The sequence below is a fragment of the Tropicimonas sediminicola genome (assembly GCF_900188335.1).
Classification (GTDB): Bacteria; Pseudomonadota; Alphaproteobacteria; order Rhodobacterales; family Rhodobacteraceae; genus Tropicimonas; species Tropicimonas sediminicola.
The window spans coordinates 783,940-806,348 of record NZ_FZOY01000002.1 but is presented as its reverse complement, the minus strand read 5'-3'; the positions used below and the strand labels follow the sequence as shown (position 1 = coordinate 806,348).

The 22,409-nt window shown below is 67.5% G+C and carries 19 protein-coding genes and 1 riboswitch; of the genes, 16 read left to right on the top strand and 3 right to left on the bottom strand.

What is annotated here, in order from left to right; genetic code table 11:
- The first annotated feature begins 94 nt into the window (after positions 1 to 94).
- The 9 genes from CHB86_RS08050 (at position 95) to CHB86_RS08010 (ending at position 11,644) form a co-directional block, all read left to right on the top strand.
- Positions 95 to 1,264, top strand: a complete 1,170-nt coding sequence (locus CHB86_RS08050) for an alpha-hydroxy acid oxidase (protein ID WP_089232473.1) — start codon at positions 95 to 97, stop codon at positions 1,262 to 1,264.
- A 467-nt stretch (positions 1,265 to 1,731) separates the two neighbouring features.
- Positions 1,732 to 3,705 carry an acetate--CoA ligase gene (gene acs / locus CHB86_RS08045; RefSeq protein WP_089232472.1) on the top strand — a complete coding sequence of 658 codons (1,974 nt, stop codon included), beginning with the start codon at positions 1,732 to 1,734 and terminating at the stop codon, positions 3,703 to 3,705.
- A 4-nt stretch (positions 3,706 to 3,709) separates the two neighbouring features.
- Positions 3,710 to 4,387, top strand: a complete 678-nt coding sequence (locus tag CHB86_RS08040) for an adenylate kinase (RefSeq protein ID WP_089232471.1) — start codon at positions 3,710 to 3,712, stop codon at positions 4,385 to 4,387.
- A gap of 123 nt (positions 4,388 to 4,510) precedes the next feature.
- On the top strand, positions 4,511 to 4,750 hold the full coding sequence (locus CHB86_RS08035) for a DUF4212 domain-containing protein (RefSeq protein ID WP_089232470.1): 240 nt from the start codon (positions 4,511 to 4,513) through the stop codon (positions 4,748 to 4,750).
- A gap of 14 nt (positions 4,751 to 4,764) precedes the next feature.
- Positions 4,765 to 6,552, top strand: a complete 1,788-nt coding sequence (locus CHB86_RS08030; protein WP_089232469.1) for a sodium:solute symporter family protein — start codon at positions 4,765 to 4,767, stop codon at positions 6,550 to 6,552.
- Positions 6,553 to 6,668: 116 nt separating this feature from the next.
- Positions 6,669 to 8,510, top strand: coding sequence for a DUF294 nucleotidyltransferase-like domain-containing protein (locus tag CHB86_RS08025; protein ID WP_089232468.1), 1,842 nt, complete (start codon positions 6,669 to 6,671; stop codon positions 8,508 to 8,510).
- Positions 8,511 to 8,593: 83 nt separating this feature from the next.
- Positions 8,594 to 9,115, top strand: coding sequence for a hypothetical protein (locus CHB86_RS08020; RefSeq protein WP_089232467.1), 522 nt, complete (start codon positions 8,594 to 8,596; stop codon positions 9,113 to 9,115).
- 5 nt (positions 9,116 to 9,120) lie between these two features.
- Positions 9,121 to 9,522: a response regulator transcription factor gene (locus CHB86_RS08015; RefSeq protein WP_089232466.1), complete on the top strand. Its 402-nt coding sequence runs from the start codon at positions 9,121 to 9,123 to the stop codon at positions 9,520 to 9,522.
- On the top strand, positions 9,515 to 11,644 hold the full coding sequence (locus CHB86_RS08010) for a 3'-5' exonuclease (RefSeq protein ID WP_245837817.1): 2,130 nt from the start codon (positions 9,515 to 9,517) through the stop codon (positions 11,642 to 11,644). The genes CHB86_RS08015 and CHB86_RS08010 overlap by 8 nt, the downstream gene beginning before the upstream one ends.
- A 289-nt stretch (positions 11,645 to 11,933) precedes the next feature.
- Here CHB86_RS08010 and purD read toward each other — a convergent pair whose 3' ends face one another.
- Positions 11,934 to 13,196 (bottom strand): phosphoribosylamine--glycine ligase, encoded by a 1,263-nt coding sequence (gene purD / locus CHB86_RS08005; protein WP_089232614.1) that lies wholly within the window; start codon positions 13,194 to 13,196, stop codon positions 11,934 to 11,936.
- A gap of 76 nt (positions 13,197 to 13,272) precedes the next feature.
- Here purD and xseA point away from each other — a divergent pair, with 76 nt between their 5' ends.
- On the top strand, positions 13,273 to 14,829 hold the full coding sequence (gene xseA, locus CHB86_RS08000; protein ID WP_089232465.1) for an exodeoxyribonuclease VII large subunit: 1,557 nt from the start codon (positions 13,273 to 13,275) through the stop codon (positions 14,827 to 14,829).
- A gap of 36 nt (positions 14,830 to 14,865) precedes the next feature.
- Here the strand turns inward: xseA and CHB86_RS07995 are convergent, their stop codons facing one another.
- The gene (locus tag CHB86_RS07995; RefSeq protein WP_089232464.1) at positions 14,866 to 15,267 is read right to left on the bottom strand and encodes a hypothetical protein; all 402 of its coding nucleotides are present in this window, start codon (positions 15,265 to 15,267) and stop codon (positions 14,866 to 14,868) included.
- A 50-nt stretch (positions 15,268 to 15,317) separates the two neighbouring features.
- Between CHB86_RS07995 and CHB86_RS07990 the strand changes: the two genes are divergently transcribed.
- The 5 genes from CHB86_RS07990 to CHB86_RS07970 all read left to right on the top strand — a co-directional run bounded on the left by CHB86_RS07990 (position 15,318) and on the right by CHB86_RS07970 (position 19,937).
- Entirely contained in the window at positions 15,318 to 16,088 is a 771-nt protein-coding gene (locus tag CHB86_RS07990; protein WP_245837815.1) for a lysoplasmalogenase family protein, read from the top strand.
- A 68-nt stretch (positions 16,089 to 16,156) separates the two neighbouring features.
- On the top strand, positions 16,157 to 17,467 hold the full coding sequence (gene ftsY / locus CHB86_RS07985) for a signal recognition particle-docking protein FtsY (protein ID WP_089232462.1): 1,311 nt from the start codon (positions 16,157 to 16,159) through the stop codon (positions 17,465 to 17,467).
- A gap of 19 nt (positions 17,468 to 17,486) precedes the next feature.
- Complete coding sequence (locus tag CHB86_RS07980; RefSeq protein WP_089232461.1) at positions 17,487 to 18,257, top strand: class I SAM-dependent methyltransferase; 771 nt, start codon at positions 17,487 to 17,489, stop codon at positions 18,255 to 18,257.
- A gap of 103 nt (positions 18,258 to 18,360) precedes the next feature.
- On the top strand, positions 18,361 to 19,263 hold the full coding sequence (locus tag CHB86_RS07975) for a DMT family transporter (protein ID WP_089232460.1): 903 nt from the start codon (positions 18,361 to 18,363) through the stop codon (positions 19,261 to 19,263).
- Between the two features lie 62 nt (positions 19,264 to 19,325).
- Complete coding sequence (locus CHB86_RS07970; protein WP_089232459.1) at positions 19,326 to 19,937, top strand: inner membrane-spanning protein YciB; 612 nt, start codon at positions 19,326 to 19,328, stop codon at positions 19,935 to 19,937.
- A gap of 90 nt (positions 19,938 to 20,027) precedes the next feature.
- Here CHB86_RS07970 and CHB86_RS07965 read toward each other — a convergent pair whose 3' ends face one another.
- Positions 20,028 to 20,963 carry an alpha/beta hydrolase gene (locus CHB86_RS07965; RefSeq protein WP_141134843.1) on the bottom strand — a complete coding sequence of 312 codons (936 nt, stop codon included), beginning with the start codon at positions 20,961 to 20,963 and terminating at the stop codon, positions 20,028 to 20,030.
- Positions 20,964 to 21,106: 143 nt separating this feature from the next.
- Positions 21,107 to 21,185, top strand: a riboswitch (SAM riboswitch).
- Between the two features lie 44 nt (positions 21,186 to 21,229).
- Here CHB86_RS07965 and metZ point away from each other — a divergent pair.
- Entirely contained in the window at positions 21,230 to 22,408 is a 1,179-nt protein-coding gene (metZ, locus tag CHB86_RS07960; protein ID WP_089232457.1) for an O-succinylhomoserine sulfhydrylase, read from the top strand.
- Position 22,409 lies beyond the last annotated feature (1 nt).

The window sequence follows — 22,409 nt, the reverse complement described above, 5'->3', positions numbered from 1 at the left end:
CCCGGGACAATGAGTCCTGCAATCGCGCAGTTGTGCGATCCGCGCTGAATTGGTAAGCGAACCTAACCAATATCGCGCGGGGAGGGTGCCGCTTATGACCGTCATCACCAATATCGGAGATCTCAAGCGCATCTATCGCCGCCGCGTGCCGAAGATGTTCTACGACTACGCCGAATCCGGCAGCTGGACAGAGCAGACCTTCCGGGAGAACAGCTCGGATTTCGAGCAGATCCGCCTGCGTCAGCGCGTGGCCGTCGACATGACCGGCCGATCCACGGCGACCGAGATGGCCGGCCAGAAGGTTGAGATGCCCGTCGCGCTGGCCCCTGTGGGCCTGCTGGGCATGCAGCACGCCGATGGCGAGATCCACGCCGCCCGCGCGGCCGAGCGTTTCGGCGTGCCGTTCACGCTCTCGACCATGTCGATCTGCTCCATCGAGGACGTGGCGGAGAAGACGCGCAAGCCGTTCTGGTTCCAGCTCTACACCATGACCGACGAGGATTTCGTCCGCCGGCTGATTCAGCGCGCCAAGGATGCCGGCTGTTCCGCGCTGGTCATCACGCTCGACCTGCAGATGATCGGCCAGCGTCACAAGGACCTGAAGAACGGGCTGTCCGCTCCGCCCAAGCCGACTCTGAAGAACTGGATGGACCTGTCCACCAAATGGTCCTGGGGGCTGGGGATGCTGGGCACCGAGCGGCGGTCCTTTGGCAATATCATCGGCCATGTGAAGGGGCTCGACGATCCCTCGCGACTCTATGAATGGACCGCCAAGCAGTTCGACCACGCGCTCGACTGGGCGAAGGTGGAAAAGCTGATCCAGATGTGGGGCGGCAAGACCATCCTCAAGGGTATCCTCGATCCCGAGGACGCCCGGATGGCGGTGAAGGTCGGTGCCGATGCAATCGTCGTGTCCAACCACGGCGGACGGCAGATCGACGGCGCTCTGTCTTCGATCCGCATGCTGCGGCCGATCCTCGACGAGGTCGGCGGCGAGATCGAAGTCCACCTGGACAGCGGCATCCGCTCCGGCCAGGACGTGCTGAAGGCGATGGCGATGGGGGCGCAGGGCACCTACATCGGACGGGCCTTCGTCTATGGCCTCGGCGCCAATGGCGAGCAGGGCGTGATGGACGCCCTGGAGGTGATCCGCAAGGAGCTGGACACCAACATGGCGCTGTGCGGGCGCAAGCGGATCGAGGATCTGGACCGCAGCGTGCTGCTGATCCCCGAGGGCTTCGAGGGCCGCTGGCAGGCAGTCTGACACGCGCGCCGGGCAACCTCGCAGCGCGGCCCCAGGGGGACGCGCGCGAGAGAATCGGGTGATCCGATTCCCCGAGGCGAGTCGGCCTGGCGCAACAATCTTCCACTTGAGGGCGGGGCAGGCGTATTTGTCGCAGCGTAAGCTGGGGCGAATGGCGCAGGATTGCTGCGTCCGTCTGCGGCCGTCCGGACCGAAATTTTCGCCCGCAAGACATTGCGCAACCGCTTGTCAAAGCGTGATTTTTTTTCGCCTACAGATAAATAATTTACAACAGAATCGGATCTGCCGTCAAAATATTTACAGAAAAAACCTTATTAAAAAAAGGGTTACGTGTTTTTTGACGGATGGGTTATGGTGCGGGCAATTCGCTTCTCGGGAGGAGGCGGGGCGAACAGTTTTGCTGACCAGAGGCCGCCTTTCTCCTAGCGTTGCGCAGTACAGCTAGACAGCTACAGGGAGGGAGACCCATGTCCGCAAAAGCCAAGGCCGCCGCCACGCCCGAAGTCGGCGCGATTCCCGAGAACTTCAAAGCCACTGCGCATATCGATGCCGCCGCCTACGACAAGATGTATGCCGCCTCTGTCAGCGACCCGGAAGCGTTCTGGGGAGAGCACGGCAAGCGCCTCGACTGGATCAAGCCGTATACCAAGGTGAAGGACACGTCTTTCGAGCCGGGCAACATCTCGATCAAATGGTTCGAGGACGGCACCCTGAACGTCGCCGCCAACTGCATCGACCGGCATCTCAAGAAGCGCGGCAACCAGACCGCGATCATCTTCGAGCCTGACGATATCCACGAACCAGCGCAGTACATCACCTACCGCCAGCTGCACAACCAGGTCAGCAAGCTCGCCAACGTTCTGGAACAGCTGGGAATTCGCAAGGGCGACCGGGTGGTGATCTATCTCCCGATGATCCCCGAGGCAGCCTATGCGATGCTCGCCTGCGCCCGGATCGGCGCGGTGCATTCCATCGTCTTCGCCGGCTTCTCGCCCGATGCGCTGGCCGCCCGGGTCAACGGCTGCGACGCCAAGCTCGTGATCACCGCCGACTACGCGCCGCGTGGCGGCCGCAAGACGCCGCTGAAGTCCAACACCGACGCCGCGCTGCTGCACTGCATCCACGATCCCAAGGTGCTGATGGTGCGCCGCACCCGCGAGCAGACCACCTGGGTGGACGGTCGCGATTTCGACTACGGCGAGATGATGCTGGAGGCCTCCGACGTCCAGCACCCGATCGAGATGAACGCCGAGGATCCGCTGTTCATTCTCTACACCTCCGGCTCCACGGGCCATCCGAAGGGCGTCGTGCACAGCACCGGCGGTTATCTCGTCTATGCGGCGATGACCCACCAGTACACCTTCGACTACCATGACGGCGATGTCTTCTGGTGCACGGCGGACGTGGGCTGGGTCACCGGCCACAGCTACATCGTCTACGGTCCGCTGGCCAACGGCGCCACGACCGTGATGTTCGAAGGCGTTCCGACCTATCCCGATCCGGGCCGCTTCTGGGAAGTCTGCGAGAAGCACAAGGTCAACCAGTTCTACACCGCGCCGACCGCGATTCGTGCGCTGATGGGGCAGGGGGACGAGTGGGTCGAGAAGCACGACCTCTCCTCGCTCAAGCTGCTGGGCTCGGTCGGCGAACCGATCAACCCCGAGGCCTGGAACTGGTACAACGAGAAGGTCGGCAAGGGGAAATGCCCGATCGTCGACACCTGGTGGCAGACCGAGACCGGCGGGCACCTCATCACGCCGCTTCCCGGCGCGATGTCGACCAAGCCCGGCTCGGCCACCAAGCCCTTCTTCGGTGTGCAGCCGGTGATCCTCGACCCGCAGTCCGGGCTGGAGATCGATTCCGTGGAGGCCGAGGGCGTCCTCTGCCTCAAGGACAGCTGGCCCGGTCAGATGCGCGGCGTCTGGGACGATCACGGCCGCTTCGAGCAGGCCTATTTCTCGGACTACAAGGGCTATTACTTCTCCGGCGACGGCTGCCGCCGCGATGCGGACGGCTATTACTGGATCACCGGCCGGGTCGATGACGTCATCAACGTCTCGGGTCACCGGATGGGCACCGCCGAGGTGGAAAGCGCGCTTGTCGCCCATGCCAAGGTCGCCGAGGCCGCGGTTGTCGGCTACCCGCATCCCGTCAAGGGGCAGGGCATCTATTGCTACGTCACCCTGATGAACGACGTCGAGCCGACCCAGGAACTCTACCAGGAACTGCGGCAGTGGGTGCGGCACGAAATCGGCCCGATCGCCAGCCCCGATCTCATCCAGTGGGCCCCTGGCCTGCCAAAGACACGCTCCGGCAAGATCATGCGCCGCATCTTGCGCAAGATCGCCGAGAATGACTACGGATCCCTTGGAGACACCTCCACCCTCGCCGACCCGTCTGTCGTCGAGGATCTGATTGAAAACAGAATGAACAAGGGATGACGTCATGAGCGACGCACGAACCCCACCCGTCCTGATCCTTCTCGGCCCTCCGGGGGCCGGCAAGGGCACCCAGGCGAGGATGCTCGAGGAGAAGTTCGGCCTCGTCCAGCTCTCCACAGGCGACCTGCTGCGTGGGGCTGTCGCGGCGGGCACTGAAGCCGGCAAGGCCGCGAAAGCGGTGATGGAGGCCGGTCAGCTGGTGAGCGACGAAATCGTGATTGCGGTGCTGAAGGATCGCCTTGCGGATGACGACGTGAAGAACGGCGTCATTCTCGACGGGTTCCCGCGCACGACCGCGCAGGCCGAGGCGCTCGATGCGCTGCTCACCGAGCGCGGGCAGAAGATCAACGCCGCGATCAGCCTCGAGGTCGAGGACGAGGCCATGGTGGCGCGGGTTTCGGGCCGCTACACCTGCGCCGCCTGCGGCGAAGGGTATCACGACAGCTTCAAGAAGCCGGCGGTCGAGGGCGTCTGCGACAATTGCGGCGGCACCGAGTTCAAGCGCCGGGCCGACGACAATGCCGAGACCGTCCGTTCGCGGCTGGAGGCCTACCATGCGCAGACCGCGCCGCTGATCGCCTTCTACCAGGAGCGGGGCCAACTGCAGGAAGTGGCTGCGATGGGCGCCATTCCCGAGATCGCGGCGAAGCTCAACGAAATCGTCGAACAGGCGAAAACCTGAACGGCGGGGCAGGGGGACGCCTCCCCTTGCCCGCAACCGGGCCGGGCCGGTCAAGGCCCGGAAGGTAAGGGACGCATCGCGCGGGAGGCACGATGCGGAGTGAGAAACCAATGGGAGGACCGCATGTCGGACAAACCTGAAAACAACGCGTACTGGGCGGCGAATATACGTATCGTCACCTGGTGCCTCGTGATCTGGGCCATCGTGCCCTTCGGCTTCGGCATCCTGCTGCAGCCCGTCATGCCGGGCTTTGCCTTCTGGGTCGCCCAGCAGGGCTCGATCCTCGTCTTCCTGGCGATCATCTTCTTCTACGCCTGGCGGATGAACGCTCTCGACCGTGAACACGGCGTCGACGAGCAGTAAGGGGACAGGGACAGATGGATCAATTCGTACTCAACTGGATCTTCATCGGTGCGAGCTTCGCGCTCTACATCGGGATCGCGATCTGGGCCCGCGCGGGCTCGACCTCCGAATTCTATGCCGCCGGCCGGGGCGTTCACCCCGTCCTGAACGGCATGGCGACCGGCGCCGACTGGATGTCCGCCGCCTCCTTCATCTCCATGGCCGGCCTCATCGCCTTCGTCGGCTATGACAACTCGACCTTCCTCATGGGCTGGACCGGCGGTTACGTGCTGCTGGCGCTGATGCTCGCGCCCTACCTGCGCAAGTTCGGCAAGTTCACCGTGCCCGAGTTCATCGGCGACCGTTTCTACAGCCCGACCGCGCGCCTCGTGGCCGTGATCTGCCTGATCGTCGCCTCGATCACCTACGTGATCGGCCAGATGACCGGCGTGGGCGTGGCTTTCGGCCGCTTCCTCGAGGTGGACAACACCACCGGCCTGCTGATCGGTGCCGCGGTCGTCTTCGCCTATGCCGTGTTCGGCGGCATGAAGGGCGTGACCTACACCCAGGTGGCCCAGTACGTCGTGCTGATCACCGCCTACACGATCCCGGCGATCTTCATCTCGCTCGAGTTGACCGGCAACCCGATCCCGGGCCTGGGCCTGTTCGGCAACGAGGTCGCCTCCGGTGAGCCGCTGCTTGCCAAGCTCGACCAGATCGTCACCGAGCTGGGCTTCGCCGAGTACACCACCCGCAACAGCGACACCCTGAACATGGTCCTGTTCACCCTGTCGCTGATGATCGGCACCGCCGGTCTGCCCCACGTCATCATGCGCTTCTTCACCGTGCCCACCGTGGCCGATGCGCGCTGGTCGGCCGGCTGGGCGCTGGTGTTCATCGCGCTGCTCTACCTGACGGCCCCGGCCGTGGGCGCGATGGCGCGGCTCAACATCACCAACCAGTTCTGGCCGGAAGGCACGCAGGGCGAGGCTGTCTCTCTCGAGACCATCGAGACCAGCCCCGAGTACAACTGGATGCTGACCTGGCAGAAAACCGGTCTGCTGAACTGGGAAGACAAGAACGGCGACGGCAAGATCCAGTACTACAACGACGCGAACGCGGACATGCAGGCCCGCGCCGAGTCGAGCGGCTGGACCGGCAACGAGCTGACCAAGTTCGACCGCGACATCCTGGTTCTCGCCAACCCGGAAATCGCCAACCTGCCCGGCTGGGTGATCGGTCTGGTGGCCGCCGGTGGTCTCGCCGCCGCGCTCTCCACCGCCGCCGGTCTGCTGCTCGCCATTTCCTCGGCCGTCTCGCACGACCTGATGAAGGGCCAGCTGACCCCGGACATGTCGGAAGCCAACGAGCTGCTGTCGGCCCGGATTGCCATGGCCGTTGCCATCGCTGTCGCCACCTACCTGGGTCTCAACCCGCCGGGCTTCGCCGCCCAGACGGTTGCGCTGGCCTTCGGTATCGCGGCTGCGTCGATCTTCCCGGCGCTGATGATGGGGATCTTCTCCAAGCGGGTGAACAACACCGGCGCGGTTGCCGGCATGCTGGTCGGCCTGATCGTGACGGTGATCTACATCTTCCTGCACAAGGGCTGGTTCTTCATCCCGGACACCAACAGCTACACCGATGCGGCTCCGCTGTTCCTCGGCATCAAGTCGACCTCCTTCGGGGCCGTCGGGGCGCTGCTGAACTTCGCCACCGCGATCCTCGTCTCCAACGCGACCGCCGCGCCGCCGAAGGAGATCCAGGAACTGGTCGAGAGTGTCCGCATCCCGCGTGGTGCAGGCGCCGCCGCCGCGGATCACTGATCCGAAGGCATCGGGCAGGGCCTTGCGGTCCTGTCCGCTCCAGAACGCCGGCGCGTCCCTTTGCCCTGAAGGGGCGCGCCATTTGCTTTGTCCAACCTCATTCCGACGGAACGACGATGACCGATTCCCCGCTCGACCGAGACACCCGAATCCTGAGGTTCATCGAACACGTTCACCCGTACGACAGCCTCGACCGCGAGACGCAGAAACGGATCGCAACTGTCTTTGTAGAAAAGCTTGTCGCGGCCGGGAGCCCGATCTACGGCGCCGGTGAGCCGCTCGACGGGCTTTACCTTATCGAACATGGCACCGTGGAAGTGACGGACGAGAACGATGCTCCGGTCTCGATCCTGCATGGCCGCAATTCCTTCGGCGAGCGGGGGCTGACCCGCGACGGCCGGGCGCTGACCAACGCGCGCGCCGCCGAGGAGACCCGGCTTCTGCTGCTGCCCGCCGCCACCTTCCACGACCTGATTGCCGAGGCGCCGAGCTTCGCCCGGTTCTTCGACCGCGGTCGCAGTCCCGCCCGGGAGCGCAGCGGCGATCTCGCCACCCAGCGGGTGGGCGACCTGATGGCGCGCAACCCGATCACCGTCGACCCGGCCACGCCGATCCGCGCCGCCGCCGGGATGATGCGCGACACACGCGTGTCCTGCCTGGCCGTGACGGAGGCCGAGGACCGGCTCGTGGGCATCGTCACCCTGCGCGACATGGCGACCAAGGCCGTTGCCGAGGGCCTCGCCGGCGACACCCCGGTGCGTGAGATCATGACCGCGGACCCGGCCAGCCTGCCACCGTCGGCGCTCGGCTCCGACCTGCTCAACATGATGCTGGAACGCAAGGTCGGCCATGTCACGGTGACCGAGGGCGACCGCGTGGTCGGCATCCTCACCCAGACCGACCTGACCCGCTTCCAGGCGATCAGCTCGGCCTCGATGGTCCACGAGATTGCCGAGGCCGCCTCCGCCGCGGACATGGCGAAGGTCACCGCGCGGCTGCCGAAGCTGCTGGCCCAGCTCGTGGGTGGCGGCAATCGCCACGAGGTCGTCACCCGGCTGATCACCGATGTCGCAGACGCGGTCACGCGCCGGCTGCTGGTGCTGGCCGAGGCGGAACTCGGCGCGCCGCCGGTGGAGTATCTCTGGCTTGCCTGCGGCTCCCAGGGCCGGCAGGAGCAGACCGGCGTTTCCGACCAGGACAATTGCCTGATCATCGCCGACAATGCCCGTTCCGGCGACGCCGCCTATTTCGAGAAACTGGCGAAGTTCGTCTCCGACGGGCTCGACACCTGCGGGTATTTCTACTGCCCCGGCGACATGATGGCGACCAATCCGCGCTGGCGGCAGCCGGCCGCCGTCTGGCGCCGCTACTTCCGCGGCTGGATTGCCAAGCCCGACCCGGAGGCGCAGATGCTGGCTTCGGTGATGTTCGACCTGCGGCCGATCGGCGGGGCGATGCATCTGTTCGACGATCTCAAGGAAGAGACGCTGGCCGAGGCGCGCAAGAACTCGATCTTCGTCAGCCACATGATCGCCAACTCGCTCAAGCACACGCCGCCGCTGGGCCTGTTCCGCGGCTTTGCCACGGTGCGCTCCGGTGAGCACAAGAACGAGATCGACCTGAAGATGAACGGCGTGGTGCCGGTGGTCGATCTCGGGCGGGTCTATGCGCTGCAGGGCGGGCTGGGCGAGGTCAACACCCGTGCCCGGCTCGAGGCGGCGGAGGCCAACGGCACGATCTCGCGTTCCGGCGCGCACGACCTGCTCGACGCCTACGATCTGATCGCCGAAACCCGTCTGAACCGTCAGGCGGACGAGATCCGCGCCGGGCAGAAGCCTGACAACTTCATGCCGCCCTCCGACCTGAGCGACCTCGAACGCAGCCACCTGCGTGATGCATTTGTGGTCGTTCGGACGATGCAATCGGCGGTCGGGCAGGGTAAGGGCATTTTGAGCTAGACACGCCGAGGCGTGGCCGCAGAGTGGCCGACGACCCAATGCGTCGGCAGAGCGTCAAGTTCCGGGTGAGCCAGGGAGAGGCCATGTTCTTTGAATTGATCGCTGCCATCGTTGCCGGCCTGGCCGCCGCGGGCGGGGTGCTCCTGCTCAACCGGATCAGCGGCGGGCGCCTGCCGCGCTGGTCGATGCCGGCGGCGGCGGGCGCCGCGATCATCGGCTTCACGATCTTCATGGAATACAACTGGTTCGACCGTACGACCTCGGACTTCCCGGAAGGCGTGGAGGTGACCTTCACCCATGAGGCCCGCGCGCCCTGGCGGCCCTGGACCTATCTCTGGCCGCTGGTCGACAGGTTCTCCGCCGTCGACCTCGCCTCGATCCGGACCAACGACGCCGTGCCGGAACAACGCATGGTCAACCTTCTGCTGTTCGCACGCTGGTCGGGGCCGAAGGTGGTGCCGGTGATCTACGATTGCGCCGAGCGGCGCATGGCCCCCCTGCTCGACACCGTCGACTACGACGAAAGTGGCGCAGTCGCCGAGGCGGACTGGGGGCCGGTGCCCGACGACGACCCTACCTTCTCCATCGTTTGCAAGGAGGCTTGACCACCATGTCCAGCGACGCACCCGACCGCATCCTGATCGTCGAGGACGAGGACAACATCGCGCTTGCGCTGAGCCATGTACTGAAGCGAGAGGGGATGGAGGTGAGCCGCGCCACCGATGGCGAGGCCGGCCTGAAGGCGATCCGCGACACGCGCCCCGACCTGGTGCTGCTCGACGTCATGCTGCCGACCATGTCGGGTTACGAGGTCTGCCAGGCGGTGCGCGCCGACCGCGAACTCGCCGGGATCAAGATCCTGATCATGACCGCGCGAGGCAACGCCATGGAGCAGCGCAAGGGGCTCGCGCTCGGCGCCGATGGGTTCATCGCCAAGCCCTTCGATCTCTCGAAGCTGCTGGAACGGACCCGCGCCTTGCTGGCCGGCGAGGCGGAGTCGAGCAATGCATGACTGGCTGGCAACACGGCTCAGCCTGCGCCTGCGCGTCTTCCTGTTCTTCGCCCTGCTCGCGGTTGGAGGCATCGGAGCGGTGATCCTCGGCGAGATCCTCGGCTATCGCCGGGTGGAGGAGAGCGGCATCAAGGCGGGGTTCATCTTTGCCGGTCTTGTGGCCGGCTTCGGCATTCTCGGGCTGGTGGCCTGGATCTGGATCCTCTTCGACGAACACGTCGCCAAGGCGATCCAGAAACTCGCCGGCGGCATGCGGGCCCGCGCCCATGCAGAGATCGCGGAGGAACTGGACGAGGAACCGGCGCGTTATCTGGGGGACCTCGCCCCCGCAGCCAAGGCGATCACCGGCACGCTGACCGAGACCAAGAACGCGCTGGCCGAGGCGGTCGAGCGCGAGACGACGCGGCTCGCGGTGGAGAACGCGCGTCTGCAGGCGCTGCTGGCCGACGTGCCCGCGGGCGTGGTGCTTTGCTCCTCCGACCACCAGATCGTGTTCTACAACGCCCATGCGCAGGAGCTCCTGTCTGGCGAGGTCTCGGCCGGGCTCGACCGGTCGATCCTCGACTACCTGCGCCCCGCGCCGCTGCGCAACGCCTTTGCCCGGCTGATGCAGAGCGAGGACGCAGATGCCGCCTGCAACGTGCTCTGCGCCTCCAGCCAGTCCGGCGAGGTGATGGCCGGCCGGATGCGCCTGGTGAAACTGCCGCAGCGCGGGGCGGAAGCGCCGGGCTACGTGCTGACGCTGCGCGATGTCACCGCCGACCTGGCGCTCCATGCCGAGCGCGAGGCGCTCCTGGAAGACGTGTTCGACAAGGTGCGCCGCCCGGCCGCCAACCTGCAGACTGTTCTGGATGCGGGCGAGGCCGAGGCGGCCGAAGGCGGGCGCGCGGCGCTTCTGTCCGAAGTGTCGGCGCTGACCCATGCGATCACCGATCTCGGCACGCGCTACGACCGCGCACGTGGCGGCTGGTGGCCGATGGACGAGATCCGCGCCAGCGAACTCGTCGACAGCGTCGTCGCCCGGGCGGCGCTGGACGGCATCCGGCTGACCGGCGAGGCGGAGCGGCTGATCCTGCGCTGCGACGCCTTCCAGCTTGTCGCCCTGCTCGGGCATCTCTGCGAGCGGCTGGTTTCGGTGATCCGCGCCTCGGCCCTGTCGCTCCGCATTTCGGAGGACAGCAACGGCGGCGCCCTGATCACACTTGGCTGGAAAGGCAGTCTGCTGCAGGTCGGGTTGCTCGACGGCTGGCTCGACGTGGCGCTCGAGGTGGGGCTTGCGAACGTCACCGGCCGCACGGTGCTCTCCGCCCATGCCACCGAGGCCTGGCCCGAGGCCGGTGCGGTCGGGCGCAACCTGATCCGCCTGCCGCTGCCCGAAGCCTGGCCGGTCTCGGCGCAGCCGGCGACGGTGCGGCGCTCGGCGGTCTACGATTTCGACCTGATGGACCGCGAGCCCAGCGGGGAGCTGGCCCAGACGCCCCTGCGGGAGCTGACCTGCGTGGTGTTCGACACCGAGACGACAGGGCTGCTGCCGTCTTCCGGCGACAAGATCGTGCAGATTGCCGCGCTGCGCCTGCTTGGCGGCAAGCGGATCCCGGGCGAGGAGTTCGAGAGCCTGGTGAACCCCGAACGCCCGATCCCGGCCTCCGCGATCGAGGTGCATCACGTGACCAACGAGATGGTCGCCGATGCGCCCACGATCGCGACGGTCGGCCGCCGGTTTCATGCCTTCGCGCAGGATGCCGTGCTGGTCGCGCATAACGCGCCCTTCGATCTGGAATTCCTGCGGCTCAACGAGGCGGAGATCGGGGCGCGCTTCGACCATCCTGTGCTCGACACGGTGCTGCTCTCGGCGGTGGTCTTCGGGCAATCCGAGACACACACGCTCGACGCCCTCACGGAGCGCCTCGGCATCGTCATCCCACCGGAGGCCCGCCACACCGCCATGGGCGACACCATCGCCACCGCGGCGGCGCTCGAGATGATGATCCCGATGCTGGAGGGGCAGGGCTATCGCACGTTCGGCGAGGTCATCACCGCGGTGCGCAAGCACGGACGGCTGCTGCGCGACGCAAACAGCCCCCAGAACGTTCCACCGGAGCGTCAGAAAAGCCGGGCCTGATCGTATCGCGGCGGAGCGCTCCCGCCCGTCAGAGCCGCATCGAAGATGCGACCCTTCCCGTTGGGCCGGGCGCCGCCTTCGGCGGCGTGGACGGGCGGGGCTGATCGTCGTTGACCGAGCCTGGGGGCTTCGATCCATCCCGCGGGCAAATGAGGCTGGCAAGGCGCAAGCCCTTTGGGCTGATATCCAAGCTCTGCCAATCGGCCCCGCGTGCGCAAGCACGCGCCCGGCCCAACGGGATGAGGGGCCGCAAGGCCACGAAGACGGGCGGGAGCACTCCGCTCCGGTTTCAGAGCGCCCGCCAGCCGATGTCGCTGCGATAGAACCCTTCGGGCCAGTCCACCGCCTCGGCCATCGCATAGGCGCGGTCGCGGGCTTCCTGCAGGGTCCGGCCGCGAGCGGTGGCGTTCAGCACCCGCCCGCCGGTCGCGGTGATCTTGCCGTCGACCTCGGTCGTGCCGGCGTGGAACATCATCTCCCAGCTGGTTTCGGGGAGGTCCTCCAGCCCGCCGATCACGCTGCCCCTGGTGTAGCCGCCGGGATAGCCGCGGCTCGCCAGGACCACCGTCATCGCGAAATCTTCGGCCCAGTTGACCTTGCGCTCCGCCAGGCGCCCCTCGGCGGCCGCGAGCATCAGGTCCAGCGCCTGGGCGCCGAGCCGCATCATCAGGGCCTGGCACTCCGGATCGCCGAAGCGGACGTTGTATTCGACCAGTCGGGGCGCGCCGTCCTTGATCATCAGGCCGACATAAAGCACCCCGCGATAGGGCGTGCCGCGCCGTGCCATCTCTGCCATCGTGGGCTTCACGATGCGCTCCAGCGCCGCCTCGGTCACCTCCGGCGTCATCACCGGCGCGGGCGAATAGGCGCCCATGCCGCCGGTGTTGGGGCCGGTGTCGCCTTCGCCCACGCGCTTGTGGTCCTGCGCCGTGCCGACCGGCAGCACTGTCTCGCCGTCGCAGAGCACGAAGAAGCTCGCTTCCTCGCCCTCCATGAATTCCTCGATCACCACCTCGGCGCCGGCCGCGCCGAAGGTGCCGGAGAACATCTCGTCGATCGCGGCGAGGGCTTCGTCCTCGGTCATCGCCACGATAACGCCCTTGCCGGCGGCCAGTCCGTCAGCCTTCACCACGATCGGCGCGCCCTGCTGGCGGATGTAGGCGCGGGCCGGTTCGGCGTCGTCGAAGCGGGCCCAGGCGGCCGTGGGAGCGCCGGCGGCGTCGCAGATCTCCTTGGTGAAGCGCTTGGAGGCCTCGAGCCGTGCGGCCGCCGCAGACGGGCCGAAGGCCGGAATGCCCGCCTCCGCCAGCCGGTCCGCCACGCCCGCGGCCAGCGGCGCCTCCGGCCCGATCACCACGAAGTCGATCGCTTCGGCCTCGGCGAATTCCACCACCGCCCCGCCGTCGCAGATGTCGAAACTCGCGCATTCGGCGATCTGCTCGATCCCGGCATTGCCCGGTGCGACGATCAGCCGGTCGCATTTCGGGTTCTGCAGGATCGCCCAGGCCAGGGCATGTTCGCGGCCGCCGCCGCCCAGCACCAGAATGTTCATCGCCTTGATCGCCTCCGCTTGGCCTTCGTCGTCCCGCGTTCTAAGGTCGGCGCCGATCCGACACAAGCGAGCCCCGATGTCCGACCTGATCGACGACGAATTCGACGCGCCCGGCCCGGGCAGCAATGCCCCCGAATACACGGTTTCGGAGATTTCCGGCGCCGTGAAGAAGACGCTGGAGGGCGCTTTCGGGCGGATTCGCGTGCGCGGCGAGGTGGGACGGGTGTTCAAGGCCCGCTCCGGGCATCTCTACTTCGACATCAAGGATGACCGGTCCGTGCTCGCCTCGGTGAGCTGGAAGGGCCAGCTCGAGGCGCTGGCGGTGATTCCGGAAGAGGGGATGGAGGTGGTGGCCTCGGGGCGGCTCACGACCTTCGGCAGCCAGTCCAAGTACCAGCTCAACGTCGATCAGGTGGAGCCCGCCGGCGCCGGGGCGCTGATGGCGATGCTGGAGAAGCGCAAGAAGCAACTCGAGGCCGAGGGGCTGTTCGCGGCCGAACGCAAGCGTCCGCTGCCGTTCCTGCCAGAGGTGATCGGCGTGGTGACATCGCCCTCGGGCGCGGTGATCCGCGACATCCTGCACCGCCTGCGCGACCGCTTCCCGCGCAAGGTGCTGGTCTGGCCGGTGGCCGTGCAGGGCCGGGACTGCGCGCCGCAGGTGGCGGCCGCCATCGAGGGGTTCAACCGGCTCTCGCCCGGGGGCGCACTGCCGCGGCCCGACGTTCTGATCGTCGCGCGGGGCGGGGGCTCCATCGAGGATCTCTGGGGCTTCAACGAGGAAATCGTTGCCCGCGCTGCGGCGGCCTCGCAGATCCCGCTCATCTCCGCGGTGGGGCACGAGACGGACACGACGCTGATCGACTATGTCTCCGACCGCCGCGCGCCGACCCCGACCGCCGCGGCGGAGATCGCGGTGCCCGTGCGGCTCGACCTGCTGGCTCACGTGGAAGGGCAGGGCGCGCGCGCCTCCGCAGCGCTGGCGCGCGGCATGTCCCGGCGCGGTGAGCGGCTGCGCGATCTGGGGCGGGCGCTGCCCCGCGCCGAGGCCTTGCTCGCCACCGCCCGCCAGCGGCTCGACCACACGTCCCATCGCCTGCCGGCGGCGCTCCGCTCCGGGGTGCAGGCCCGCAGGCCGCGGCTCGTGCGCTTCGCGGCGCTCCTGCGCCCCGCTTTGCTGACGGACCGGGCAGACCGTGCGCGGGAGCGGCTTGATGCCCGAGCCGCGCGGCTCGATCCGGCGCTCACCCGAACCACCGAGCGCGCCCGCGCCCGGTTCGACCGCTCGGCCAGCATGGTGAAGCCGGCCCCGGTCCAGCGCGAGATCGCACGCCAGAAAGACCGGCTCGGCGGTCTGGTTCGCCGCTTCGGCAATGCCGCAGCCGCGCAGGAAGCCCGCCGTCGGACCAAGCTCAGCGCGATCGACCGGATGTTGCAGTCCCTCAACTACGAGGAAACGCTGAAGCGCGGTTTCGCCGTGGTGCGCGGTGACGGGCACATCGTCACCACACGTGCGGCTGCCGAACAGGCGCAGGCGCTCGAACTGCAATTCCATGACGGAAGGGTGAAGCTGGGCGGCGCGCCGCGCAAATCCGCGGCCCGCGACACCAAGCCGGACCAGGGCAGCCTTTTCTGAGCCCCATCGCCCATTCGGACATGCCCTTGCCGGGCGTCAGGCCCCGACCTCCGGGCCGAGGCAGAACAGCGGCTCCTCCGCCTCGCCGGCCTCGTAGAGTTCGGTCGCGCCTTCCCGGTCCTCGAAGAGCGCCCGCAGCCCGTTGCCGGAATCGAAGAAGGTCCAGCATTGCGGATCCGGCGTGTCGTCGTAGACGAAGCAGATGAAACGCCCCTCCGGATACCAGCGCCCTTCCTTGCATTGGCCATCGAGGAAGGTCCAGGTGACCCGCCCGTTCTCGCGATACCGCTCGGCACCATAGGCCCGCCCCTCGGAATAGAAGAACAGCGTGCGTCCCTGCGTGCGTGCGTCGAATTCCTCCGCGGTGAGCGGCGTTTCGGCGGCGGCAAGGGCCGGAAGCAGCAGGAGCAGGCAGGTCAGTAGGGGGCGCAGCGGCATGGTCACTCCTTGCGATCGCCGAGCGGGCGCCATTCGGAGCCCGGATCAGAATGGCAGATCGTCAGGATCGCGGCCAGTCACCATCCCGTCAGGGCGTCGCTGCATCGGTGGGTGACAGGCCTGCCCGTCGCGGCTATCGCGGGGGAATGTCCTCGATCGCCTTCGCCCTTGCCGTCTTGGCTGCCGGTTTCGCCGTCGTCTACCTCCTGCGCCATTGCGGGGAGGCGGAGAGCCGCGCCCGCAGCGCGACCAAGACCCTCGCGACCGGATTGCTCGCCGCCTCCGCGCTTGTCGCGGGCGCGCCGAGCTTGCTGGTGGCCGGCCTTGCGCTCGGGGCCGTCGGAGACCTGATGCTGTCGCGTTCCGGCGCGCGCGCCTTCCTGGCCGGGCTTGCCGCCTTCGCCATCGCCCATTTGGCCTACACCGCCCTGTTCCTGACCATCGGAGCCGCCCCTGCGCGTCTCATGGCGCCGGAGCGCAACCCCGCCGCCCTTGCCCTGCTGGCGCTCGGGATCGCCATGGGCTGGCGTCTCTGGCCGGTCACCGGGGCGTTGCGCTGGCCGGTGCTCGTTTATGTCGGGATCATCGTCGTGATGGGAATGGCCGCATTGAGCCTGCCGATCCCGCCCACAGGGCCCTACGATCCGCTCGTCGCGATCGCCGCCGCCGCCCTGTTCATCCTGTCGGACGCCATTCTCGCCTTCGAACTCTTCCTGCTGCCTGCCACGCACCGGCTGCGCCGCATCTCGCCCTACGCGGTCTGGACGTCCTACTGGCTCGCACAGGCGCTTTTCCTCGGCGCCTTCGCGGGGTTAACCTGAGCGCGCAGGCTTCCAAACCCGTGGCCATGGGATTAGGTGATACCTGCGGCAAAGCGAAAGGCCCTGCCATGGCATTTTTCAAGAAACTGAAGGACCGGCTCTTCAAGTCGTCCTCCAAGCTCGAGGAGGGGCTGGAGGCGATCGTGCAGGAGGGCGGCGAGGAGGAACTCGTCGAGGCGGCAGCGCCCGATGAGCCCGATCCGCAGCCGGAACCCGAACCGCAGCCCGTCCCTCCCGCCGAAGAGCCCGAACCCGCCCCGGCGCCCCCCGGTGTGCCGGACCGCCCGGAAACCCCGCAGCCGGTGCCGGCGGATCCGATCCCGGAGCCTGCCGAGCCTGTCCCCGGATCGCCGGACTACCCCGAGGAAGTGCCCGAGGCGCCGGAGCCGGAGCCGGTGACACCGCCCGCCGAGGCGCCGCAACCGGCCGATCCGATGCCGATGGACCCGTTCCCGGAAATCCCCGCCGGCGATCCCATGGGCCAGACGGCGCGGCCCGGCATCCTCGGCCGGCTGCTCGGACGCGGCGAGCCGAAGACGGTGGTCCGCCGGACCCTCGACGACGATATGCTGGAGCAGCTCGAGGAGCTGCTGATCGCCTCCGACATGGGGGTCGACACGGCGCTTCGCGTCACCGCCAACATGGCCGAGGGCCGGTTCGGCAAGAAGCTCTCCACCGAGGAGATCAAGAGTCTGCTGGCCCAGGAGGTTGCGCGGATCATGGAGCCGGTGGCCCGCCCGCTGCCGCTCTATCCGAAGAAGCCTCAGGTGGTGCTGGTGGTCGGTGTCAACGGATCGGGCAAGACGACCACCATCGGCAAGCTCGCCAGCCAGTTCCGCGCCGCCGGCAAGAAGGTGGTGATCGCGGCAGGCGATACCTTCCGCGCTGCCGCGGTGGAGCAGCTTCAGGTCTGGGGAGAGCGTGCCGGTGTGCCCGTGCTGACGGCCGCGCAGGGCTCCGATCCCGCCAGTCTCGCCTGGGACGCGATGGAGCAGGCGCAGCGCGACGGCGCCGACCTGCTGATGATCGACACCGCGGGCCGCCTGCAGAACCGCGCCGACCTGATGGAGGAGCTGGCCAAGATCGTCCGCGTGATCCGCAAGAAGGACCCCGACGCGCCGCACAACACGCTGCTGGTGCTCGACGCGACGACGGGCCAGAACGCGCTCTCCCAGGTCGAGACCTTCCAGAAGCTTGCCGACGTCTCCGGCCTCGTGATGACCAAGCTCGACGGCACCGCCAAGGGGGGCGTGCTGGTGGCCTTGGCAGACCGCTTCGGGCTGCCGATCCATGCCATCGGCGTGGGCGAACAGATCGACGACCTGCAGGCTTTCGACCCCGAGGAATTCGCCCAGGCGCTGACCGGCGCGGCGGCCTGATCCGTTTCAGGAGGCCCGCATGACCGGTTCCCACGTGGCGATCAACCGCGACTACTGGAACGGCATGGCCGCCGATTGGGTCGCTGCGGGCGAGAGGAACTGGCGCCGCGAGGCGCCTGTCTGGGGGATCTGGGGCCTGCCCGAGGCCGAGCTGGGTCTGCTGGCGGAGGATCTCGACGGCAAGGCGGCGATCGAGCTGGGCTGCGGCACCGGGTATGTCTCGGGCTGGATGACGCGGCGCGGCGCCCGCGTAACGGGCGTGGACGTCTCGTCGGAACAGCTCGCCACCGCGCGCAGGCTGGCCCGGGACCACGGCGCGGACATCGCCTTTCTCGAAGCCAATGCCGAGGCGACCGGCCTGCCTGCGGGCAGTTACGATTTCGCCATCTCCGAGTACGGCGCGGCGATCTGGTGCGACCCAGATCTCTGGCTGCGCGAGGCCTGGCGGCTGCTCCGCCCGGGGGGAGCGCTGGTTTTCCTCGGAAATCACCCGCTGGCGTTGGTGACCGCGCCCGACAGCGGCGCCCCTAGCGAGGCCATTCTGCACCGGCCCTACCGCGGCCTCGGGCGGCTGGACTGGACCGGCGTGGAAATCGACCCTGGAGGCGTGGAATTCACCCGCACCACGGCGGGCTGGATCGCGGTCTTTTCAGAGATCGGCTTCGACATCGAGGGATATCTCGAACTCTACGCGCCCGACACGGCCGAGGGCACAAGGTTCAGCGTTCCTGCGGACTGGGCGAAGCTATACCCTTGCGAACAGGTCTGGAAACTCCGAAAACGCGCCTGACGCAGGCACCCGAGCTCCTGTCTCAAGATATCCTCCGGGGGTCCGGGGGTGGAAAACCCCCGGCCGGGCGCCATGCGCGGGCCGCTTGCACCGAGGCACCGCCATGTCCCAGTGGATCCAGTCGCTCGAAGGAACCGCCGCCGGCCACGACCTCGCAACCTTGCTCGCGCTCGCGGCGGCCTTCCTGCACGCCGTCTTCGGGGCGCTTCAGAAGGGGCGGCACGATCCCTGGCTGAGCCGCGGGGCAATCGACGGCTGGCTGGCGCTGCTGTCGGCACCGATCGCGCTTTTCGTCGTGCCCTGGCCCGAGGGCCATGTCTGGCTGCTCCTGCTCGGCGCGATGGTGATCCATTTCATCTACAAGATCGGCATGGCGCTGGCCTTTTCCCGCGGCGCCTTCACCGTGGTCTATCCCGTGGTGCGCGGCTCGGGGCCTCTCTTCGCGGTGATCGGCGCCTGGCTGATCTTCGGCGAGACCTTCACACCCACCCAGTGGCTCGGCATGGCATTGCTGCTGACCGGGATCTTCGGGCTGGCCGTCTACAACCTGATCCATGTCGAGGTCGCCCGCGAGACGCTGGTCCCCGCGCTCTGGCTGGCGCTCTTCACCGGGGCGATGGTCGCGCTCTACACCACCTATGACGCCTACGGCATCCGCGCCACGCCCGATCCATTCACCTTCCTCGCCTGGTTCTTCTTTGTCACCGCCTTCGACATGCCGGTGATCGCGGCGCTGCGCTGGAAGAACATGCGCTACCGCCCCGCGGCCGGTCCGCTGCTGTGGCGCGGTTTCGTGGGGGCGCTGGTGGCCTGGGGCAGCTTCGGCTCGGTGATGCTCGCGACCCGGCTGGACAAGGTGGGCGAGGCGGCGGTGCTGCGCGAGACCTCGACGGTCTTCGCCGCCCTGATCGGGTGGCTGATCCTGCGCGAACCGGTGGGTCCGCGGCGGATGCTGCTGATGGCGACGATCGCGGCCGGGGCCGTCGTTGTCGAGCTTGGCGGTTGACTCCCGCGCCGAAACGCGGTGTGCCATCGGGCATCGAACCCGATGGAGGCTTGCAGGACAGCATGGAAGAAAAGACGGTCAACCCGATCCTGAAACAGGTGCTGGAGCTGGGCCCCCCGCTGCTGTTCTTCGTGGCCTACATCTACATGCGCGATCAGACCTACACGATCGGCGGGACGGAATACGGCGGTTTCATCGTCGCCGCCGGCCTCTTCGTGCCGGTGCTGCTAGCCTCTATCGCGGCCCTCTGGAAGCTGACCGGGCAGATATCGCGCCTGCAGGTCGTCACCGCTTTCATGGTGGTCTTCTTCGGCGGCCTCACCGTCTGGTTCAACGACGAGACCTTCTTCAAGATGAAGACGACCATCGTCTACGGGCTCTTTGCGACGATTCTCGGGATCGGCCTGCTGCAGGGGCGGAGCTACCTGTCCTGGGTTCTGGGCGACCTGATGCCGATGGCGGAGGAGGGCTGGATGAAGCTCACGTCGCGCCTGGCGGCGGGTTTCGCCGCACTGGCCGTCGCCAACGAGATCGTCTGGCGGACGATGTCGACCGACGCCTGGGTGAAGATCGAGACCTTCGCCTTCCCGATCGCGCTGATGATCTATCTCTGGGCGCAGATCATGACGCTGCAGAAATACATGGAGCCCGAGGGCGAGAAGCCGGGCGAGTAGCCCTTGGTCCTTTGCTGAAGCGCCGCCGGGGCGGCGCTGTCTCCGGCGGGGATATTTCCGGACAGAAGAAGCCGGTCGCGCCCGCGTAAATCAGGAGGGCTGTCGGTCGCCGATCTCCAGCGGGCGTCCGGCGAGTTGTGCCAGCCGTGACCAGAACGGCGACGGAGCGGGGGAGGCATCCGGAATGCGCAACGCGGCGAGCGGGATCTTGCGGTCGAGTACCGCCCGGTAGAACGGGAACAGCCCCGGCCGCAGGTAGACCGACCAATGGCAGACGCGCCGGTCCGAGGCCGCGACCGGGTAGCCTTGGGCGGCCAGCAGGTCGCGGGTCGCGCGGTCGTCGATGTTGATATCGGTCCAGTTGCCGGCGAGCCGGCTCAGCCCGGCGCCGAGGGCGCGGTCGCCGAAGCGGTGGGGCGCGACCAGCCATTCCAGCGCGCGGTCGTAGAGCCCGTTCTCGCGGCTGGTGACGTTGATCACCTCCACCGCCCGCCCGGCCGGGCAGTCCAGCCGGGCGCGGGCGACCGAGCGCATCTCGGCCGGAGCCATCAGGACCGCGCGGCCCATCGCGCCGGCCGGCAGGTGGGGCAGGGCGGAAAGCGCGACGCGGCAGCCCAGCGAATGCGCCAGCACGTCGACGCGCTGTCTCGGGCGCAGGTCGCGGATCAGGGCGATTAGGCGGGCCAGGGCGAGCCCGGTGTGCGGCGCGCGCCCGTAGGCCTTCCAGAGCGAGCCGCGCGCCTCCCAGCCAAGCGCGATGCAGAGCGGTTCGGCGGTTTCGCCCGTCCCGAGACCGAGTTCGCGCGGCCAGGACAGCGCCTTTCGGCAGGCCCTTGCGGGGGCGAGAGACAGGATATGGGTGTGCGGGCTGGTGCGATCGTTGGAGGGGGAGAACTTGTAGCCGTGCACCAGAACCACCACCGGGGCGCCCGGCGCGGTCCGCTCCAGCGCCGCGCGCAGCCGGGCCCTTGCCTGCCCGGGGGCGGCGAGGTCGGCTCCAGCAACGTTGATCCGGCACAGGGGCATCGCATCGGTCCACAAGATCTAGTGGAGGGGGTAGCGCGACTCTGCTTCATCGGGGTGACGGTCAGGTTACGTCGGGGTGACGCGTACGTAACGTGCAGGTAAAACCCGGCAGGTTGCTTGACGAAACCGCCGCGAAACCGATACGTGGGGCGCGTGGCGATTTGTTCACCGGATTGCGGGCCACGATAAACATGCCGCTAAAGAGGTCAGGAGCGGGACGCCCCGCCGCTGGCTCGCGGTGGGGCTTTTGCTTGGAGGTCCTCGGAATGGACGACTGGAAGACACGCACCAAACTCATTCACTCGGGCATCCGACGCAGCCAGTACGGGGAAGTGGCCGAGGCCATCTTTCTCACCCAGGGCTTCGTCTATGACAGTGCCGAGCAGGCGGAGGCACGGTTCCTCGAGGCCGGGCCGGACGAGTTCATCTATGCCCGCTACGGCAACCCGACCGTCCGGATGTTCGAGGACCGGATCGCGGCCCTGGAAGGGGCGGAGGATGCCTTTGCCGCGGCCTCGGGCATGGCGGCGGTCAACGGCGCGCTGACCTCGATGTTGAAGGCCGGCGACCACGTGGTCTCGGCCCGCGCGCTCTTCGGCTCCTGCCTCTACATCCTCGAGGAGGTGCTTGCCCGCTACGGCGTGGAGGTCACTTTCGTCGACGGCACCGATCTCGACCAGTGGAAGAAGGCGATCAACAAGAACACCAAGGCGGTGTTCTTCGAGACCATGTCGAACCCGACGCTGGAAGTTGTGGACCTGCCGGCAGTGGCCAAGCTGGCGCATCGCGTCGGCGCGAAGGTGATCGTCGACAACGTGTTTGCGACGCCCGTGTTCTCGCGCGCCCTGGAACTGGGGGCCGACGTGGTGGTCTATTCGGCGACCAAGCATATCGACGGGCAGGGACGGGCGCTTGGCGGGGTGATCCTCGGCACGAAGGAGTTCATCCGCAAGACGGTCGAGCCCTACATGAAGCATACCGGTGGCTCGATGAGCCCGTTCACCGCCTGGGTCATGCTCAAGGGGCTTGAGACGCTGGACCTGCGGGTCCGGGCGCAGGCGGCGTCGGCGCAGGCGATGGCCGAGGCGCTGCAATGGGACGCGCGGCTGGAGCGGGTGATCTACCCGGGTCTCGAGCAGCATCCGCAGCATGTGCTTGCCACCGAGATGATGGAAAAGCCGGGCACGGTCCTGTCGATCGACATCAAGGGCGGGCAGGAGGCAGCGTTCCGCTTCCTGAATGCGCTGAAAATCATGGTGATCTCGAACAATCTTGGCGATGCCAAGTCGATTGTCACCCATCCGGCAACGACGACCCACCAGCGACTGCCCGACGATCAGAAGGCGGCGCTCGGGATTTCGCCGGGCCTGGTGCGGATCAGCCTCGGCATCGAGGACACCGAGGATCTGATCGCGGATGTGAAACAGGCGCTGGACGCGGTCTGAG

Coding starts and splice junctions, on each gene's coding strand:
- acs (WP_089232472.1), top strand. CDS start 1,732: ATGTCCGCAAAAGCCAAGGCCGCCGCCACGCCCGAAGTCGGCGCGATT.
- CHB86_RS08015 (WP_089232466.1), top strand. CDS start 9,121: ATGTCCAGCGACGCACCCGACCGCATCCTGATCGTCGAGGACGAGGAC.
- CHB86_RS08025 (WP_089232468.1), top strand. CDS start 6,669: ATGACCGATTCCCCGCTCGACCGAGACACCCGAATCCTGAGGTTCATC.
- purD (WP_089232614.1), bottom strand. CDS start 13,196: ATGAACATTCTGGTGCTGGGCGGCGGCGGCCGCGAACATGCCCTGGCC.
- xseA (WP_089232465.1), top strand. CDS start 13,273: ATGTCCGACCTGATCGACGACGAATTCGACGCGCCCGGCCCGGGCAGC.
- CHB86_RS08030 (WP_089232469.1), top strand. CDS start 4,765: ATGGATCAATTCGTACTCAACTGGATCTTCATCGGTGCGAGCTTCGCG.
- CHB86_RS07970 (WP_089232459.1), top strand. CDS start 19,326: ATGGAAGAAAAGACGGTCAACCCGATCCTGAAACAGGTGCTGGAGCTG.
- CHB86_RS08040 (WP_089232471.1), top strand. CDS start 3,710: ATGAGCGACGCACGAACCCCACCCGTCCTGATCCTTCTCGGCCCTCCG.
- CHB86_RS08020 (WP_089232467.1), top strand. CDS start 8,594: ATGTTCTTTGAATTGATCGCTGCCATCGTTGCCGGCCTGGCCGCCGCG.
- CHB86_RS07965 (WP_141134843.1), bottom strand. CDS start 20,963: ATGCCCCTGTGCCGGATCAACGTTGCTGGAGCCGACCTCGCCGCCCCC.
- CHB86_RS07990 (WP_245837815.1), top strand. CDS start 15,318: ATGGCAGATCGTCAGGATCGCGGCCAGTCACCATCCCGTCAGGGCGTC.
- CHB86_RS07995 (WP_089232464.1), bottom strand. CDS start 15,267: ATGCCGCTGCGCCCCCTACTGACCTGCCTGCTCCTGCTGCTTCCGGCC.
- ftsY (WP_089232462.1), top strand. CDS start 16,157: ATGGCATTTTTCAAGAAACTGAAGGACCGGCTCTTCAAGTCGTCCTCC.
- CHB86_RS07980 (WP_089232461.1), top strand. CDS start 17,487: ATGACCGGTTCCCACGTGGCGATCAACCGCGACTACTGGAACGGCATG.
- CHB86_RS08050 (WP_089232473.1), top strand. CDS start 95: ATGACCGTCATCACCAATATCGGAGATCTCAAGCGCATCTATCGCCGC.
- CHB86_RS08010 (WP_245837817.1), top strand. CDS start 9,515: ATGCATGACTGGCTGGCAACACGGCTCAGCCTGCGCCTGCGCGTCTTC.
- CHB86_RS07975 (WP_089232460.1), top strand. CDS start 18,361: ATGTCCCAGTGGATCCAGTCGCTCGAAGGAACCGCCGCCGGCCACGAC.
- metZ (WP_089232457.1), top strand. CDS start 21,230: ATGGACGACTGGAAGACACGCACCAAACTCATTCACTCGGGCATCCGA.
- CHB86_RS08035 (WP_089232470.1), top strand. CDS start 4,511: ATGTCGGACAAACCTGAAAACAACGCGTACTGGGCGGCGAATATACGT.